The sequence below is a fragment of the Sphaerochaeta sp. genome, from assembly GCF_050256055.1.
Lineage (GTDB): Bacteria > Spirochaetota > Spirochaetia > Sphaerochaetales > Sphaerochaetaceae > Sphaerochaeta.
In genome coordinates, this window is sequence record NZ_JBFWIJ010000002.1 from 49557 (window position 1) to 66642 (window position 17086).

Consider the following 17086-nt stretch of genomic DNA (forward strand, 5'->3'; position numbering starts at 1 on the left):
AGGCAACTAACGTTGCTTCTCCTTGTCCAAGCGGATAAGGTTGCGGATCGCCTGCACGGTAACTTTGATGGCATCCTCGGTATCATGGAGTTTCGGATTCTCCATTCCCAGAAGTTCCCGTTCCTGGTTGCCCACCACAAAGAATGCACTGCCGCAACGGATATGAAGATGAGCCGCTACTACAAACAATGCGGCGCTCTCCATTTCACTTGCCAATACGCCCAGGCGTTTCCATGCTTCCCACTTGTTGATCAATTCGTAACTGACTGGCATCAGCGAAGGGTCATGCTGCCCATAGAACGAGTCCTTGCATTGCACGATGCCGGTATGATGCGTCTTGTCCAATTGCTTGGCAGCTTGCACCAATGCCTGGACAACCTCGTAATTCGCTGCTGCAGGAAATTCAATGGGTGCATACTCCCGACTGGTCCCTTCCATACGAACCGCTGCTGTGGCGATGACTACATCGCCACCCATTACCTCAAGAGCTATCCCTCCGCAGGTTCCCATACGAATAAATGTATCACTTCCGCATTTGTGCAACTCTTCCATGGCAATCGACGCTGACGGACCGCCGATTCCGGTGGATGTGACTGATACCTTCTCTCCATCAAGAAAGCCGGTATAGGTGACGAACTCCCTGCTGTCGGCAATGAGTTTTGCATCATCCAGATATCTGGCGATCAGGGGAACACGCTTTGGGTCCCCTGGAAGAATGACATACCGGCCTACATCCCCGGCCTTGATATGCAGATGATATTGAATTCCGGTTCCATTCATGTAATCAGACATAATGACTCCTCGACTAATCTCATCCTACCACCAGATGCAACACAACGCAACCAACCTCAATATCCGGCCTTCTCAAGCAGGTCCGCCAACACTCTGAAGCGTTCGCCCAGCCGTTCCCCTTCACGGGATAATGCATCACTGAGCAGACGGATGTCGGTATCGATCATCGCATTGTCCGTGCAGACTTCCACCGTCATGGCCGAGCCTTGCATGCCCACCCGGTCGATCCTCGGGTTATCAGGGTCATAATAGGCGGGGTATTTGTGCGCATCCTGAAAATACAGATTGGTCCTGCAGATGAGAATCGCAAGGTCGAGGACCCGATGCAAGGGCAGTTCCTCGCTTTGTCGCGACCACTTCTCTCCGGTATAACGCCAAACCTTGGCAGAAGCCTCGACACTGCCACGATCATTCCATTGGGCAAGCCCGATGGACAAACCTTTGGCGTCACTGGCATTGGCTACCTTTCCATCGACTTCCTCGTAGTTCTGTACCACGATGACCGGTTTGTGCTTCAACGTTGTTGGTATGTTCATACATGTATCTCCTTGCTACCAGGATTTTCTTCCCTATGCAATTTGGCAAGAACGTATAGGTCGTCCGTATAGTCCTCCATTTCCTGGCTGTATGGTAATTGTTCAAGAATCGTAAAGATGAATATCGAGGGCCCGAACTCATTGTATTGGTTTTGCAGAGACGGATAACTGGCCAGAGCACCACAGGAAAGACGAAAGAAAAGCGTAGTCTTGGTGTGTTCCAAATCCTTGCTGCATCCGATATACCGTTCCCCACTTCGATTACATGCAAACAGATAGACACCCATCGGAGGTTTGCGATCTTCGTATTGTTTGCGTAGTTGTTTTTTGTTCAACATAAAAATCCTTCTTTAGTAATTTACTAATTTAGTATAGCTAAAAAGAAACTCCCCTGTCTAGAGAGGAGCTTGGTTTTTCAGAGCATGACGTAGGTTTTTCCCATGCCTCCATCCTCGGGAAGCGCAAAACGATAGTCCTGCACCCGCTGATGATGTTTCAGATATTCGCCGATTCCCTTGCTGAGAATACCATCCCCATACCCGTGGATGATGGAAAATGTCGACATCCCGTGCACCAAGGCGCTCTCAATCTGTTCATCCAAGGCTTTCAATGCCTCCTCAAGCGTTCGCCCGCGGACATCAAGACAGATTTTAGGTTCCGGAGCGCTACTGTGATACATGACCACTACCGTAGGTTCATCCTGTTTCTTGGCAAGCGTCATCTGGTCGGCTTTCAAGGTCATGCGCATCGAACCCACTTGTACGAGAAACCGTTGCCTCCCTTCTTGTTTCAGTATCGTTCCCAACCGTCTGGCGCTCCCGCACAAAACCTCCGTTCCGACTGCTAGCTGTTTAGGATCCACCCGTTCAAACTGTTCCAAGGCTTCCTGCTGCGCTTCCAGCTGTGTTTGTTCTTCTTCTACTTTTGTTTCCAAGCTTTTAATGTAGGTTTTCACCTGCTTTGTTTTGGTAGCATCAAGTTCACCCTGTTTCAAATCGCTGACCAAGTTTTCCAATTCTTTTCGCTTTTCCCGCATGAAACGGAAAAGAGCCGTATTCTGTTCATCTCGCAATGCATGTTCACGCTGTTTGAGCTGGAGTTCCTTCAGTTGCTGGCGTTTGACTTCCTGCTGCAACGAAAGATATCGATCATGCATCGCCTTCTCTTCTTGTTCCAGCGCCCTTCGTTTCGATTCCAGGTCCTTGATGATCGAGCCTATCTGCACCGCTTCACTACCTAGATACTGTTTGGCCCGGTCGACCACTTCCTTCGGTACTTTCATCAAGCGAGCCGTATCAAGTGCATGGCTTTCACCGGGCAGCCCTTGGATTACCCGGAAGGTGGGCAGGTGGGATTGTTCATTGAATTCCATCGATGCATTGATCACTTCCTGCTTGGCATAGGCAAATTGCTTGAGCACCCCATGATGACTGGTGATCAGGGTAAGCTCTGCATGCTTCAGACAATATTCCAAGATGGCACGGGCAATCGCAGAACCCTCCACCGGGTCCGTCCCGCTGCCCAGTTCGTCGAGAATCACCAATGATCGGTTGGTCATGGTTCTCACGATGTAACCGACCTGCTTCATGTGTCCGCTGAATGTGGAAAGCTGCTCCTCGATCGACTGTTCATCCCCGATATCCGTGAAAATGGCGTCGAACAGGGGAAGGGAACTCCCTTCTTGTGCAGGCAGATACCCACAGAACTGGTTGAGCAATGCGAACAGGCCTACGGTTTTCATGGTAACGGTCTTCCCGCCTGCATTCGGTCCGGATATGACGACCGCCTTAATCTGCTCGTCCAAGCTGATGGATATCGGAATTGCCTTCTTTCCCAGCAGAGGATGAGTTGCCTTGACCAAATTACATCGCTGTACCTGTAGGTCGGAAGCAGAGCAATCGTATTGCTGAGCCCAACGGGCCAATGCATAATATGCATCGGATTGTCCTATCTGCTCAGACAAACGAATCAGCAACTTCAACACGGATCGGGCTTCGTCATTGAGCTGTTTCAGTATCTTGGCGATTTCAATGAGGATCTGGTTTTGGGCAATTACCACTGAGTTGTTCAATTCAACCAAGGCATAGGGCTCCATGAAAACAGTATTGCCACTGGAGGATGTGCTGCTGATGAACCCTTGTACGAATGATCGTCGGTCGCTGCGGACCGGAAGCACCAATCGGCCATCCCTGAGCGCTTCCTGGTCTGCTTGCATAGCATCGCGATGCTTGGTAATGAATTGGCCGCAGAAGCGAGCACGTTCTCCTTTCAAGGACTCCACTTGCTTTCGCAAGGAACTCAGTGCAGGATGGCTCTCCCGTACCTGACCGGATTCATCCAACACCGCATGGATATGTCCACCAAGGTCGATCAATGCAGCGTGTATGTGCTCTTCCATCAATTGGTGCAGCACCAAAAACGTCTTGCCATCCTCGGTACACAGGTAGAGCAGCCGGCGCATATCCTCTGCTGCGTCAATATAAGCGGCGAGCTCGATGAGCATACCACCCTCGAGTTGTTGCGTCGGTATGGATAGTATCTCCACGCTCGCCTGGACAGATGGAAAACTGGACAGCTGGGGAGCACCTGGAGCATCGAGGACCTGAAGCAACGCGCCTATGCGTTGCTGACGTTCAAACAAGTCCGCATGTTCTGAGGTGAATTCCATCGCCTGCAGGAAGGAAACCCCCTCCTCACTGAGGCAAAACTTCTGGATCTGTTGTACTACCTGGGGAAACCCCAATTCTTCAATACTCTTGTGATTCATCTCTTTCATAACGGGCATGCCACGAGTTGGATCGTTCATTCTTTCCCATCCACTGCGGCTTTTTCTCATCAAGGGAAGCCAGCATCCTCAAATAACTTTCATATCGGTCATAATGGATGGCCTCTTCCTCCACTGCTTGCTTTACGCGACATCCGGGTTCATCCTGGTGCAGGCAGCCTTCGTAGGCACATTGGGATGCATAGGGTGTAAATTCCGGAAATGCATGCAGCAACTCCGATTTCTCAGTATGCGGCACCAAAAATTCGCGAACACCCGGGGTGTCTACGATGGTGAAGTTCGGACCCTTGAGCATCAAGGCATGATTGGTCGTATGCCTTCCGCGGTTGTATTTCTCACTTACTTCTCCGGTTCTCTGCTCGACGTGCAACAACTTGTTGATCAACGTCGACTTCCCTACCCCACTCTGTCCGACAAAGGCAACCAGCTTGCCTGCAAGCAAGGCAGATAAGCGATCAAGATTCTCACCGGTTTTGGCGCTTACGCCGAGAATGGAATACCCGAGTTTCTTATACAGGACAAATCGCTCATACTCGTCCTCAGTAAGCAGAATATCACATTTATTCATTACGATCAGTACCTCTACATTGCGGGAACAGGCAATCACCCGATCAATGAAACGGGGACGAAACGGCGGCGTATCTGAACTCGTAACACAAACAATCAAATCCATGTTGGCAACCACCGTCTGATTGGTGCCTCCTTTGGCATTCCAACGCTGAAAACTGTTTTTCCGCTCCAGACGAGAAAGCACCAATCCTTCTTCCCCATTGGTAGGAACGAAGTACACCCTATCGCCTACGGCCAATGGGTTGTATTCCTCTTCTATCTGGGACAACTGCTTGCCCTTGATCCGGCATAAATAGGAAGTGTCCCCTTCTTGCACGGTATAGATGTTGTTGATGCCTCGGGTGATCAGCCCAATATGTTGCTCCATCGCGTCTCCCAGAATGTACTGTACCGGTAAAATCTGCTCTTGACAACCTGAGATGATTTGATACTGTTAAGCTATGTTCAATTTCCAGACGTGCAGTCACCCCCAATGCCATGCCTATGTATGCGAAAACGGTCGGTTTTGTTATCGCCATGCTCCGGACAAGGAACGGCTGAGGGCCTTGTGCAATGCTAATCTTCTCAGTGGGGAAGACATGCAGGATTTCTCATTCACCGGCGGCGAATTTGAAAATCTCACGCTTCCCAAGAAATCGATTGTCTCCTCGAATATGGCATGGTGCACGTTCCGCAATGTCGATTTCTCCCATATTAATCTGCTCAATTCCTTCTTCGACTATTGTCTCTTCGAAAATTGCCGTTTCAACGGCATACAATCACGATACAGTGTGTTCAGTGGGAGTAAAATGATTGATTGTGATTTTTCCGGTTCAGTCATCATTCACACCAACTTCTGCGGCATTGATACGTATCGGTGCAACTTCAGCGACTGCGATCTCTATTTCTCTTCCTTCAATTCCAGTTATCTTCGGGATACCGATTTCGAGGACTGCAATCTCAAGAAAGCGGATTTCGTGTATACCGATCAACGAAGGGTCTCGTTTCGTTGGTCCAATTACGAGGAGGCCCGCCATTGACCATCTTCCAGCACTTCTCAGTGGTCGGCTTTTGCAATACCTATCTGGTTGCCTCCAAACAAGGCAGAGAGGCTCTTTTGATCGACCCCGGTCACGTCGACCTCGAGTTGATCAACTTGATCGAATCAAATCATTTCAAACTCACCCATGTCCTGTTGACCCATCGGCATACCGCGCATATCGAAGGATTGGGGACCCTGCAGAAAATCTATGACGTGACGGTGCATGCGTCGGCGTTCAGTGCCTATGAATTCCCCTATGATATCGTGCAGGACAAACAGTTACTCAATATTTGCGATCTGAGCATTGAGATCATCCACGTACCGGGGCACAGTCTTGACAGCATGGTGTATAAGGTAGACCATGCGCTCTTCACCGGGGACACGTTGTTATGCGGCAGAATCGGGAGTACCCCGGGATACAGGGAACAGGCACTGCTCATTCATTCCATCAATCAGCGTCTGATGACCCTCGATGAGAATATTCTCCTCTTTCCCGGTCATGGAACGGCAAGCAAACTCAGGATTGAGCGGATGTTCAATCATGATCTTCTCCAACTCGGGACGATCGAGACGGAGCGTGAACATTGGCGGGATGAGGAATAGTGTGCAGGTAGGTGCGAAACCGCACCGGCATCGGTGCAACTGCGCGAATTCTCCGCTTAGAGCTCGGGCTGTCGATTTCCAGCAGCAAGGCATGTAACATCAAGGTTTGTCCATCAGGTTTCGCATAGATCGGATCACCGACCAAAGGATGCCCGATTGATTTCATATGCACCCGGATCTGATGGGTTCTCCCGGTGAACAGGGTTATTCTCAAAAGCGCACATCCACTATATTGGCGAAGCACCGTATAGGCTGTCTTGGCCGTCCTTCCCTCGGATGCATCACAGGTGGTAAATCGTTTGCGATCTCGGATATCCCGCTTCAGATTGGCGGTTATCACTCCTTCTTGTTCGACAAACCGGCCCGATGCTATGGCGATATATACCTTTTTGGTCGTTCGGTCCTTGAACTGCGAGGAAAGATCACGTTGACTGATCCGGTTGCGAGCAATCACCATCACGCCGCTGGTATCCTTGTCCAAGCGATGCACAATCCCAGGCCTGACGTCACTCGCACCCTCGCGTTCCTCGTCATCTTCCTCGTCTTCTTCTGTATGCGCTTCTGCAAATTGCATCCCGTACCGATACAGCAATGCATTGACCAAGGTATGTTCATAATTGCCGTTCGCTGGATGGACGACCATACCTTGTTCCTTATCGATGATCAACAGGTCTGCATCTTCGTAGAGGATCTTCAGTGGTATGTTCTCCGCTTGAAGCCCCTCAAAGAATGATTGGCTATAGATGATCTTGATCACGTCGCCTTCTGCTACCGGTTTGCTTTTTTTCACCGGTTTTCCGTTCAAGAAAATCCTGGTACTCTCCTCTGAAAGCGTAGAACGGGAAATTTCCTCACAAACCTTGCTGATATACACATCCAGCCGGATTCTTTCCTGCAAAGGGCCTACAACTTCCTCAATGATTGATTCTTTGTTCGGCATTACTGTTTCTCCGCCTTCCCCAAAATGTAATCGGTGACGGCGATGCCCAAGGACAGGCTTGCAGCGATGGAGCCTTGTACCAAATACGCCTGCAGATCGTTTGTCGGGGCGCTCACTATGTTGGCAGTCTGGGCCAATCGGTACAGGAGCAACGCCACCGGCATGGTGATGACCAATGAGCCGAAAAACAAGGTTTCCGCTCGTCGAATGGAATAGGACCAAATCGGAAATTCATCCGGTTGATAGGGCACATAATCCTTCAATGGTTCACTGAATGCACCAACCGGTACCAAAAGCAGGATGATCAGCATGCAAGCAAATGCTTTTTTCATCACGTCCCCCTTTTCCCGAAAATGGCACTCCCTACTCTGATCATCGTCGAACCCTCCTCAATGGCCCAACCAAAATCATTACTCATACCCATGCTCAATGTAGAGAAACATAAGGAGGGAAATCGCAGTTTCGCTTCTTCTGCGACCTCTCTCAGATGGGCGAATGCAGTCCGGGTCTCCGTTTCTGTACCCTCAAGCGGTCCTATGGTCATCAACCCCTGCACCGAGAGATGGGACAGATCGGCAATCTGATCCAACGCTCTGAACAAATCGTCTTGCTGTGCAAATCCACTTTTCGTCTCTTCCGGGGCGGTTTTCAATTCAAGGAGGATGGGAAGCGTCCGATCCAGGGCTTTGTCGAGTTTTACGGCAAGGTCCAGAGAGTCAACACTATCAATCGCATCAAACAATTGAACAGCTTTCCGTACTTTGTTGGACTGCAAATGGCCGATCAGGTGGATATTGAGATCCTTCGGCCGCTGTATCGGGAATTTTTGCTGTACTTCCTGAATACGGTTCTCTCCAAAGAGCGACTGCCCGAAGGAATGCAGGCTGAGAATTTGTTCATACGCATGGGTTTTGCTTACCGCCATCAGTTGGACTTCTTCCGGTTTCCTCCCGGCTTTTTCCACTGCTTCTGCCAATGAATCCAACACGGTTTTCCAACGTTCATACAAATCAGTCATGGTTTCTTTTCCTTTTGGCAAATGCTCGTACATCCTGTCTGAATTTCATCCGTTGCTCACGTCGCCGATTCATCCAATCTCTTTGTTCCATCCGCAACAATTCAAATTGGACTCTCCGTTCCTCGATTGCACTGGTGATGGATGGGAATGCATCGAGGATATGATTAGCCGAATCATGCAGGTGACTTCTCAACTGTTCACGGTCTGCGACCAGTTTTTCTTTCAGCAGCTCAATGCCCTGCGATGACGGAAGCTTGGAAAGCAAGGAGAGCCGTTGCTCGATCTCTTGCGTCTTTTCCTTGAATTCAAGCAACTGTCTCTGGAATGCAGTCATCCTGAATACGGAACTGGTGGCATCTATGCCCATCACCAATACGATTGCCTTGGACAGATAGGACAGCATGCTTGCAGAACCATGGGAAAGCAAGCGTTCCATGAATGGTTGGATGCCGTACAACACGACCAGCCCGAGCAATCCGAATAGAGTCGAATTGAGCAGGCATACCCTTCCCTGCAGATTGAACCGATGGGTGCTGTAGTCCCAGAGTTTTGCATGAAAGAACAGTTCCAACGCAAAACTGGTGACGTATTCCAACAAGCTGGTCACCAATAGTGCCAAGAGGAAAACCAACAATGGATGGGCCGTGAATCGGGAAAACAGTTGGATGATCAACAAGGCGCCGAATCCATAGATGGGAAGATAGGGACCATGGAGGAACCCCCGGTTCACAAGCCGTTTCTGAGGTATCGAGCAATAAGCTACTTCCACAACATACCCGAGCAAAGCATAGCAAAAGAAATAGCATACCAAGAGATCAAATTGCATGGCACTCCTCATCCCTGCTCACTATAGCGGTTACCTGGTCTTGGGGCAAGAGATAAAAAAAGCATACCCGAAGGTATGCAAAATGACCGGAGAGGGATTTGAACCCCCGACCAGTTGCGTGTAAGGCAACCGCTCTCCCGCTGAGCTATCCGGCCGACGAACATGAACGTACCATAAAGCATCTTTACCTGTCAACCACCGCTGATCAGTTTCAAAAAAGAGGATTGGTCCATCGGTTGGTTGTACAGAAATCCTTGGACATACTCGCACCCTAGACTGAAAAGTTGTTCCTCCTGATGCTTGGTCTCCACCCCCTCGACCACGACCGGCATGCCCAGGTTCTTCCCAAGTTGCAGCAACGAGGAAAGGATTGGAATGGATCGTGAATTCTCGAAGATATCCTGAATGAACGATCGATCGATTTTCATGATGTCCAGGGGAAGATCTGCCAGCATGTTCAAAGAGGAGTAGCCGGTACCAAAATCATCCATGAGAATGGTAAATCCAAGATCCTGCAGATGTTTGATCACCTGCAGCACCTGCCGGGGATTCTCCATGTAGGCGGTTTCGGTTATCTCCAGCTGGATCAGATGATGGGCAAGTCGGTATTTGTCAATGATCTCGATGAGTGTGGAAACGAATTGACGATTCCCAAGGTCAAGTCGTGAAAGGTTCAAGGCGATCGGGACCAAGGGAAGGCCTGCATCGCGTACAGAGGCGAGGAAGCTGCAAATCATACGAAGCATATACATATCAAAGGTGGTGATAAAGCCGAATCGTTCAAATACGGGAATGAATTGCTGGGGCGGAAGCATCCCCCGTTGTGGATGGTCCCATCGGGCCAATGCCTCCACCGAGACCATTGTCATGGTCGAAAGGTGATAGATCGGTTGCAGGTAAAAAGTGAACTGATTCTGCTCAAGCGCGGCTGACATGTCGTTGAGCACTTCCTGTTCGTTCAGCGTATCGCTCCTGAAGGAAGGTGTGTAGAAAGCGTAGGGCGTTTGGAGATTGAATCGAATCGTTTTTGCCGCACTCATCGCCCGGTCCAATATCTGGTTGATCGGCATGTGCAAATCCTCGATTTCGTAGATGCCGTACACCAGAGAAACCACAAACCCTATCCGATCGGAAATCTCTGAGCAATCCATCGCCGTCGATACCTGAACAAGATCGGAACGGGAGAACGGGATGCATGCGGCAAAATGGTCGCCCTCCAAATGAGCATACACCCCCCTGTTCTGGCAGAACCGGCGCAGACGCTCTGCAAGGTAGAGCAACACCTCATTTCCTGTCTCAAACCCAAGTAGTTCGTTGATGACCGAGAAGCGTTCCACATTCCAGAAAATACAGACAAATCGCTCATCCTCATGGGCATCAAGCAACATTCTGGCTTTGGTGTAGAACCGCTGTCGAGTATAGAGTAGCGTCAATGCATGATGTTCCTGTGCTACATGCAGTTGCATGAGCGCTAGTTCACGTTCCTGTTCAGTCTGCATGGTCTTGGTAATATCGGCAATGAGCAGGCTGAAAGGCTGGCCTATTCCCACCACTCCGGTCTGTCTGAAGGTGATCTCACACCAGATATCGGTTCCATCCTTCCGCCGGAGCCGCAATTTGAAGGCCACGTGCAAGGTACACATACTTTGCAACTCTATTTCCCGCAACAACAAGGCCCTGTCTTCAGGATGGAATATTTCAAGCACGTTCGCACTCAAGCGAGCTGACAAATCCATGCGCGAATATCCCAACATGCCGGCAAGCGTCTCATTGACATACTGTAAGACCAGACGGGCATTTACCATCTGCAGAACCACAATGCCCTGCAGACTCTGCTCAACAAAATTCTGCATTCTTGTATTCAGTTCAAACAATTGGCGTTCCCGACTGATATCCTGCAATGAAATGCTTACAACTTGCTCCGTCCCGAACAAGGGACCGGCTTGCACGTGTGCTGCATAGCACCGATGGTTCACATCCTCAAGCAACACCTCACTTTCAAACACTTCCTCATTGAGTTTTTCCAACAGATGGGATTTGGATGCAGGCGCCAACCAACCCAACGGATCGAATTCTGCTCCATCCTCACAGGATCCTATGGTTTTCCCGAATTCAGCGTTGGCAAAAATGAATCGAGGAGAGGAAGAACGAGTCAGCACCAAAACCGGGATGCAAAGTGCGTTGATCAAGTGTTCCAAGGATGAATAGGCAGTGGTGAAACGGTAATCCAGGAAGGGCACAAGCTCTCCACCTATTCGCTGTATCGCTCCCTGCGCATTTCGTGACAGCATGCAGGTACCTTGATACGGAACATATGTTTGCATCTTCTCTGTTTCCCGTAACCGAAAGAACAGGGTTTCACTTTTTCCGGTCTTTCGGATTGACCGCAGCGCATCCAGAAATGACTTTGCATCCTCACTTTGAAACCAAGTGAGCTGCTTTGGATCATCATGCAAATTGCTGAATAGTAGCGGCATGGCAAATCCGGTAAGGGTCAGGATATCACCTTCACAATCATAATCCCAACTTTTTGCATACAGGAAAAGCCGTTGGAAATAGGTTCCCATGGGAAGTGTAGTCTGTTGCAAGTCTTTTGACTGTTGATTGGCTGAAATATTCTTCGCCTGCTTCACTTGATCGACCATCACCGTCATTTTCGCAGAACGATTGTTCCAGTGGATCAGCTTTTCCTTGAAGAGCAGAGTTTGTCCATCCTCCGTGGTGATGACCCGATGGGTATATGTTTCATAATCCAATTGCCCGAGGCTACAGAAAGGGCAGACACTATCCCTACCAAACAGGCGTGTATGGCATCGTCCCAAACCGATCCCCGGAGGAACAGCAAACCGTTCACGACCTGCTCGATTGAGAAACAGCAGAGCATGGGTTTCTGCATCGCACACATAGATGGAATCAGGCAGATTGTCCAGCACCCATTCAGGATTCATCCAGCCCATGGCTTTCTGCATATCCATGGAAGCTTCGTAATGCAAGCAACGATTTCTGCCAAGTTCCTTGGAGCGATACAAGGCAATGTCTGCATGGTGATACAGTTGGTCGAACGCTGTTCCATCCTCCGGTACCAGACAGAACCCGACCGAGCAATGAACTTCCATGCCAAGGCTGGTATCGGTTGCAATCTGTTTGCAGAAGGAAGTCCCCAATGTCCCAAATTGACCAAACTCATCGGTTTTCGGCACAAAAGCTATAAATTCATCACCACCCAACCGCCCGACTATCGATTCGAACGGGAAGAAGGTATACAGACACGATGCGACCATACGCAATACTCGATCACCCATCTCATGCCCAAATGTATCATTGATCCCTTTGAACCGGTCGATGTCAATCAAATAGAAGCCATAGGCTCCGGCATCGGTCTGTCTGAGTTGGGCCTCAATCATTTCTTCCAAAGAGAATCTATTGAACAATCCGGTCAATGCATCTCGCTGGGAACGTTCCAACAATTTCGCTTCCCGTTTTTTTTCTGCATCAATATCTTTGATGGCGATATAGCCGATGGTATTTCCCCCGGTGGTGGAGATGCTGAGCGTGAACCGAACCCAGGGATATCCTTTCGCCGGGAAGAGCGGATGCTGCATCTTTGCTTCCACTGTAAAGTCCTGGTTAGATTCGGAAATATAGGTTCTCAGCGCATCCTCAGTGCTGATTTGGGCAAACAACCCTAAGAAATCCGCCCTGATGGAACGTTTGAGCAGTTGCTCATACACGTCATACAGGGAAACCGAACCCCCGAGGAGTTTTCGTACCGTGGTATTGGCCAGCAAAGGTCTTCCGTTTTCCAGGTTGAAAGCCGCAAAGAATGCGTAATCTTCACCCAAGGAAGCAAGACGGGTTTCAATCTCATCATGCACATCGCTGAAAATACCGATTGCGCTGGTGCACGCACCATCCGACGTTCTGAGAAAGGAATAGCTGGAACGCAACCATCGATACGAAGCAGGACCGGTCCGTACCAGAAGGATGGAATCAGGTTCCAAACCTTCCTTGAGCATTGAGAAATCCTGTCGAAGTGTCTCACTAAACGAAGGATGGATCAAATCATGTTCCAGCAGATACCCCAATGGATTTTTGGTTATAAGTGAAGGATGCCCTCCAAGGATGGTCCTGGTGAGTGTGGTTACCTGGTCGGTTCCCAATTCATATTCCCAGATTTCCAGATTGGAATGGGAGAAGGCAAAATCCAGTCTGGCATGTTGCTGTTCCAGCTTCAGCCGGGTGAGAAATGCCTCAGTCGTATCACTGACGACCAGATAATAGACGGGAAATTGGCCGTGAAAGCGAGCAAACTTCCCCAAGACTCGAACCCATCGCATTTCTTTGGATGCAATACGGAATTCAACATCAAATTCCCGATGGGTTCGCTTCAGACTGGAAAACAGTTTACCCACACGTTTTCGATCACTCTCATGTACCGATGCCAACAGATTGAGTTCCGTATAGGTATGATACTGCCAGGTTTCGTAGCTCAGCAACTTTGCAAGTCCCCGGCTGAGGTAGGTGGCTCGAATCTCATCACCGAACTCATACACACCCACCCCACCGGGAAGATTATTGATCGAGAGAAAAGCCCGATACTTTGGGACATTTTCCTGCTCTTCTTCCATACCTCGTACACCTCAAACCGATAAATTACCTCATCATAGCATATAGTGTGTACGAAGCAGAAGCGAAGTTTTACTTTTTGGGAAGATCATTGGAGTCCTTCAACAGGACGTCGTGCGCGCCCCCTTCAATGATTGAGGTGGAAGAAACAAGGGTAAGTTTTGCTTTTTGCTGCAACTCCGCGATGGTCAACGCACCGCAGTTGCACATGGTGGATTTCACCTTGCTCAACGACAACTGCACATTATCCTTCAATTTGCCGGCATACGGGACATACGAATCGACACCTTCGACAAAACTGAGCTTGGTATCCCCTCCGAGATCATAGCGCTGCCAATTTCGGGCACGTGCCGACCCTTCACCCCAATACTCTTTCATATACGAACCTTTGATATTCACTTTCTCGGTCGGGCTCTCATCAAATCGAGCGAAGTATCGACCAAGCATGAGAAAATCTGCTCCCATGGCCAATGCCAACGTCATGTGATAATCCAATACGATGCCTCCGTCCGAACAAATCGGAACATAGACACCGGTCTTCTCGTAATATTCATTACGGGCCTTCGCAACCTCGATGAGGGCGGTAGCCTGTCCCCGCCCTATGCCTTTGGTCTCACGGGTGATGCAGATGGAACCACCGCCGATCCCTACTTTGACAAAATCGGCTCCGCTCTCGGCAAGGAAGAGGAATCCTTCCTTGTCCACGACATTGCCGGCTCCTATTTTCACCTGATCGCCGTACTCGGTGCGAATCCAGGCTATTGTTTGGCGCTGCCATTCAGTAAATCCTTCGGAGGAATCAATACAGAGCACATCGGCTCCGCTTTGCAGCAAGGCGGGAACCCGCGTTTGGTAATCCCGCGTATTGATGCCTGCACCCACCAGATACCGTTTTTGATCATCCAGCACTTCAGCAGGGTTTTGTTTGTGGCTGTCATAATCTTTTCTGAATACAAAATACCGGAGCCTGTTTTCTTCATCAACGATGGGAAGACTATTCAGCTTATGCTCCCATATGATGTCATTCGCCTCTGAAAGGCTCACTCCTTCGCGGGCATAGATGAGGTGGTCGAATCCAGTCATGAAGGATGCAATCGGGGTATCCTCGCTCATCCTGCTCGGTCTCCAGTCACGGGAGGACACAACACCGAGTAATTTCCCGTTTGGATTTCCATCATCAGTCACTGCAATGGTGTTGTGGCCCTTCAGCTGCTTCAGTGCAATAAGGTCTTTGAGCGTCTGATCAGGTCTGAGGTTGGAATCAGAGGGAACGAATCCGGCTTTGAAGGCTTTCACTTTCGCCACCATCGCACTTTGGTTCTCTATGCTTTGCGATCCGAAGATGAAGCTCAGCCCACCCTCCCTGGCCAACGCTTTCGCCATCTCTTCCCCGCTGACCGACTGCATGATCGCACTGACCAAAGGGATGTTCAATTGCAATGCACTTTCCTCCCCCTTCCTAAATTTCACCAAGGGGGTTTTCAAGGAAACGTTTGTAGGAACACAAGTGATGTCCGAATACCCGGGAACGAGCAGGTATTCACTGAATGTACGTGAAGGTTCTTCAAAAATATACGCCATTACGCAACTCCTGGGAGGGTTTTGGCACCATATTTTGCCGGTTATCTTACTTTTACACAAGCTTGACGCAACATAAAAACCTAAATTTGTTGCATTATTTATCGTATTCCAACCAAGAGAGCTGATTCCTTACCTTTCAGTATAATCTTAAGTGCATCATCGTTCACCGTACAAACTGTCCCGTAGGTCTTTACCAATGAGGTAATCTGTAACATTTCATTGGGAAGCATCAGTTCCTGCATGGACTCTCTCCGATTGAGGATGCAGACGATCGCTTCCTTGCGGCTGTACCGGGCGAATGCACATACTTGCTCATCTGCATATATGATCGCCCAGCTCCCGTTTCCCAGGGTATCTGCATGCTCTATCCTGAGCGCTCCCAATTCAGTGTACAAATCAAGGAACGAGCAATTCCATTGCCTCTGGTCCCATTGCATGGGGTATCTTGCCTGTTCGACCGAACCATATGGCCCGGCAAGGGCAATTTCCTCTCCATAATAGATGTTCGGCATCCCAGGCAGAATATACAGCAGCCTGACCACCCCCTTGTACAGATTCCAATCGAAGAGTTCAGTGTTGTTATACAGTCTTGCCGTGTCGTGGCTGTTGATCAGATTCATTTGCATGGGCAGCATCTGTCCGTTTACGGCAAGCAAATGGCGCTTGAGCGCCTCAGCCATTTCGATTCCGGTAAACGGCCTGGTAGGCTTGGGCAGATGACCCCAGCCGTCACAAAGGTACCGGTCCGTCTCCCCCATCCACGAACGTATCAGACGGCTGCTTCCGATATAATTCATCGTAGCATCCCACATGTCGCCTTGCAAAAACGGGGTGGAATCGACCCAGTCCTCGCCGACCAGATAGGCTTGGGGATTTTCTGTTTTGACTGCATCTCTGACTTCCCGCCAGACTTCCTCACACAATTGGTCGCTTCCCCTTCTGCCCACTTCACTGGCGACATCCAGACGCCAACCATCCTGTAAATAGGGCTGTTTCAAAAACGATCGCATGACCGAATCCGCTGAACGATACATGATATTCCGCAGTTCCTGATTCGAGTAATTCAGTTGGGGAAGCGTAGGCACATCCTGCCAGTACGCAACCTTTCCCTGTGCATCAGCATAGTAATACGAGGCTTCCTTGCTGAGAGGATCTGTGATCGCCGTTTGGTACCAAGGATGTCCGGTTCCCGTATGATTGATGGATATATCCACCACAATCCTGATCCCGTTCTCATGTAAGCGTGCACAAAGGCGATGGAAGGCTTCATCACCTCCAAGCTTTTCGTCCACATGGAAGAAATCGGTACAGTCATACCGATGGGTGGTCTGGCTTCTTCCGATGGGATTGAGATACAGGACGGTCACCCCCAATCGCTTGAAATGATCGATTGATTGCAAGATCCCATCAAGATCGCCATTGAAGAAATCCAAACATCTACCGCTCTGGTAATCCAAGGGTTCCTCGGTAAAATCATGGACGGTAACCGTACCACCATCAAATTGATATGCTCCATCGGTCGCACCCACGTTCGGATTCCCGTTTCGAAATCGATCAGGGAAGATTTGATAACAGGTGGCCGTCTTCACCCATTGAACCGGCTCAAGATTGGGTTTCAAGCTGAAACATTCGGCAAGCGGCGGCACCGATGCCTTCAATCCGACCTTGCTGTAGCTGTAGGCTCTATCCTTGCATACCAAGAAAAAATACCATTGGATGGGATCATCAAGCACGGCAAGGCGACAGCGATGGAAAGTCAAGGATCCTTTTGGAAATGGTTGCATCAGT

Annotated in this window: 14 protein-coding genes and 1 tRNA gene; 2 read left to right on the forward strand and 13 right to left on the reverse strand. The window is 49.6% G+C overall.

Annotated features, from left to right (window positions below; translation table 11 throughout):
* Positions 1 to 6: 6 nt before the first annotated feature.
* The 5 genes from udp to rsgA all read right to left on the reverse strand — a co-directional run bounded on the left by udp (position 7) and on the right by rsgA (position 5050).
* The gene (udp, locus tag AB7C91_RS00995; RefSeq protein WP_428588554.1) at positions 7 to 792 is read right to left on the reverse strand and encodes a uridine phosphorylase; all 786 of its coding nucleotides are present in this window, start codon (positions 790 to 792) and stop codon (positions 7 to 9) included.
* Positions 793 to 848: 56 nt separating this feature from the next.
* Positions 849 to 1328 carry a DUF6530 family protein gene (locus AB7C91_RS01000; protein WP_332448028.1) on the reverse strand — a complete coding sequence of 160 codons (480 nt, stop codon included), beginning with the start codon at positions 1326 to 1328 and terminating at the stop codon, positions 849 to 851.
* Positions 1325 to 1663 carry a GIY-YIG nuclease family protein gene (locus AB7C91_RS01005; protein WP_332448027.1) on the reverse strand — a complete coding sequence of 113 codons (339 nt, stop codon included), beginning with the start codon at positions 1661 to 1663 and terminating at the stop codon, positions 1325 to 1327. The genes AB7C91_RS01000 and AB7C91_RS01005 overlap by 4 nt, the downstream gene beginning before the upstream one ends.
* A gap of 80 nt (positions 1664 to 1743) precedes the next feature.
* Positions 1744 to 4134 (reverse strand): endonuclease MutS2, encoded by a 2391-nt coding sequence (locus tag AB7C91_RS01010; protein ID WP_428588558.1) that lies wholly within the window; start codon positions 4132 to 4134, stop codon positions 1744 to 1746.
* Positions 4076 to 5050, reverse strand: a complete 975-nt coding sequence (gene rsgA / locus AB7C91_RS01015) for a ribosome small subunit-dependent GTPase A (RefSeq protein WP_332448025.1) — start codon at positions 5048 to 5050, stop codon at positions 4076 to 4078. The genes AB7C91_RS01010 and rsgA overlap by 59 nt, the downstream gene beginning before the upstream one ends.
* A gap of 73 nt (positions 5051 to 5123) precedes the next feature.
* Between rsgA and AB7C91_RS01020 the strand changes: the two genes are divergently transcribed.
* Both AB7C91_RS01020 and AB7C91_RS01025 read left to right on the forward strand, forming a co-directional pair.
* Positions 5124 to 5702 carry a pentapeptide repeat-containing protein gene (locus AB7C91_RS01020; RefSeq protein ID WP_332448024.1) on the forward strand — a complete coding sequence of 193 codons (579 nt, stop codon included), beginning with the start codon at positions 5124 to 5126 and terminating at the stop codon, positions 5700 to 5702.
* Positions 5699 to 6307 carry an MBL fold metallo-hydrolase gene (locus AB7C91_RS01025; protein WP_332448023.1) on the forward strand — a complete coding sequence of 203 codons (609 nt, stop codon included), beginning with the start codon at positions 5699 to 5701 and terminating at the stop codon, positions 6305 to 6307. The genes AB7C91_RS01020 and AB7C91_RS01025 overlap by 4 nt, the downstream gene beginning before the upstream one ends.
* Here the strand turns inward: AB7C91_RS01025 and AB7C91_RS01030 are convergent.
* The 8 genes from AB7C91_RS01030 to AB7C91_RS01065 form a co-directional block, all read right to left on the reverse strand.
* On the reverse strand, positions 6240 to 7247 hold the full coding sequence (locus tag AB7C91_RS01030) for an RluA family pseudouridine synthase (RefSeq protein WP_332448022.1): 1008 nt from the start codon (positions 7245 to 7247) through the stop codon (positions 6240 to 6242). The two genes, AB7C91_RS01025 and AB7C91_RS01030, sit on opposite strands and share 68 nt — an antisense overlap.
* Positions 7247 to 7579, reverse strand: a complete 333-nt coding sequence (locus AB7C91_RS01035) for a hypothetical protein (protein WP_332448021.1) — start codon at positions 7577 to 7579, stop codon at positions 7247 to 7249. Before AB7C91_RS01035 ends, AB7C91_RS01030 begins: the two co-directional genes overlap by 1 nt.
* The gene (locus tag AB7C91_RS01040; protein WP_428588564.1) at positions 7579 to 8265 is read right to left on the reverse strand and encodes a YggS family pyridoxal phosphate-dependent enzyme; all 687 of its coding nucleotides are present in this window, start codon (positions 8263 to 8265) and stop codon (positions 7579 to 7581) included. The genes AB7C91_RS01035 and AB7C91_RS01040 overlap by 1 nt, the downstream gene beginning before the upstream one ends.
* Positions 8258 to 9091 carry a putative ABC transporter permease gene (locus AB7C91_RS01045; RefSeq protein ID WP_428588567.1) on the reverse strand — a complete coding sequence of 278 codons (834 nt, stop codon included), beginning with the start codon at positions 9089 to 9091 and terminating at the stop codon, positions 8258 to 8260. The genes AB7C91_RS01040 and AB7C91_RS01045 overlap by 8 nt, the downstream gene beginning before the upstream one ends.
* Before the next feature lie 83 nt (positions 9092 to 9174).
* Positions 9175 to 9246: transfer RNA gene (locus AB7C91_RS01050), tRNA-Val, on the reverse strand.
* Between the two features lie 36 nt (positions 9247 to 9282).
* Positions 9283 to 13719, reverse strand: a complete 4437-nt coding sequence (locus AB7C91_RS01055) for an EAL domain-containing protein (protein ID WP_428588570.1) — start codon at positions 13717 to 13719, stop codon at positions 9283 to 9285.
* Positions 13720 to 13789: 70 nt separating this feature from the next.
* On the reverse strand, positions 13790 to 15298 hold the full coding sequence (locus tag AB7C91_RS01060) for an IMP dehydrogenase (protein WP_332447604.1): 1509 nt from the start codon (positions 15296 to 15298) through the stop codon (positions 13790 to 13792).
* A 98-nt stretch (positions 15299 to 15396) separates the two neighbouring features.
* Positions 15397 to 17082, reverse strand: a complete 1686-nt coding sequence (locus AB7C91_RS01065; protein WP_332447605.1) for a glycoside hydrolase family 13 protein — start codon at positions 17080 to 17082, stop codon at positions 15397 to 15399.
* Positions 17083 to 17086 lie beyond the last annotated feature (4 nt).

Bases quoted from the DNA above. Each gene is read 5' to 3' on its own strand.
- udp (WP_428588554.1), bottom strand. From the start codon at position 792: ATGTCTGATTACATGAATGGAACCGGAATTCAATATCATCTGCATATC.
- AB7C91_RS01000 (WP_332448028.1), bottom strand. From the start codon at position 1,328: ATGAACATACCAACAACGTTGAAGCACAAACCGGTCATCGTGGTACAG.
- AB7C91_RS01010 (WP_428588558.1), bottom strand. From the start codon at position 4,134: ATGAACGATCCAACTCGTGGCATGCCCGTTATGAAAGAGATGAATCAC.
- rsgA (WP_332448025.1), bottom strand. From the start codon at position 5,050: ATGGAGCAACATATTGGGCTGATCACCCGAGGCATCAACAACATCTAT.
- AB7C91_RS01020 (WP_332448024.1), top strand. From the start codon at position 5,124: ATGTTCAATTTCCAGACGTGCAGTCACCCCCAATGCCATGCCTATGTA.
- AB7C91_RS01030 (WP_332448022.1), bottom strand. From the start codon at position 7,247: ATGCCGAACAAAGAATCAATCATTGAGGAAGTTGTAGGCCCTTTGCAG.
- AB7C91_RS01035 (WP_332448021.1), bottom strand. From the start codon at position 7,579: ATGAAAAAAGCATTTGCTTGCATGCTGATCATCCTGCTTTTGGTACCG.
- AB7C91_RS01040 (WP_428588564.1), bottom strand. From the start codon at position 8,265: ATGACTGATTTGTATGAACGTTGGAAAACCGTGTTGGATTCATTGGCA.
- AB7C91_RS01045 (WP_428588567.1), bottom strand. From the start codon at position 9,091: ATGCAATTTGATCTCTTGGTATGCTATTTCTTTTGCTATGCTTTGCTC.
- AB7C91_RS01055 (WP_428588570.1), bottom strand. From the start codon at position 13,719: ATGGAAGAAGAGCAGGAAAATGTCCCAAAGTATCGGGCTTTTCTCTCG.
- AB7C91_RS01060 (WP_332447604.1), bottom strand. From the start codon at position 15,298: ATGGCGTATATTTTTGAAGAACCTTCACGTACATTCAGTGAATACCTG.
- AB7C91_RS01065 (WP_332447605.1), bottom strand. From the start codon at position 17,082: ATGCAACCATTTCCAAAAGGATCCTTGACTTTCCATCGCTGTCGCCTT.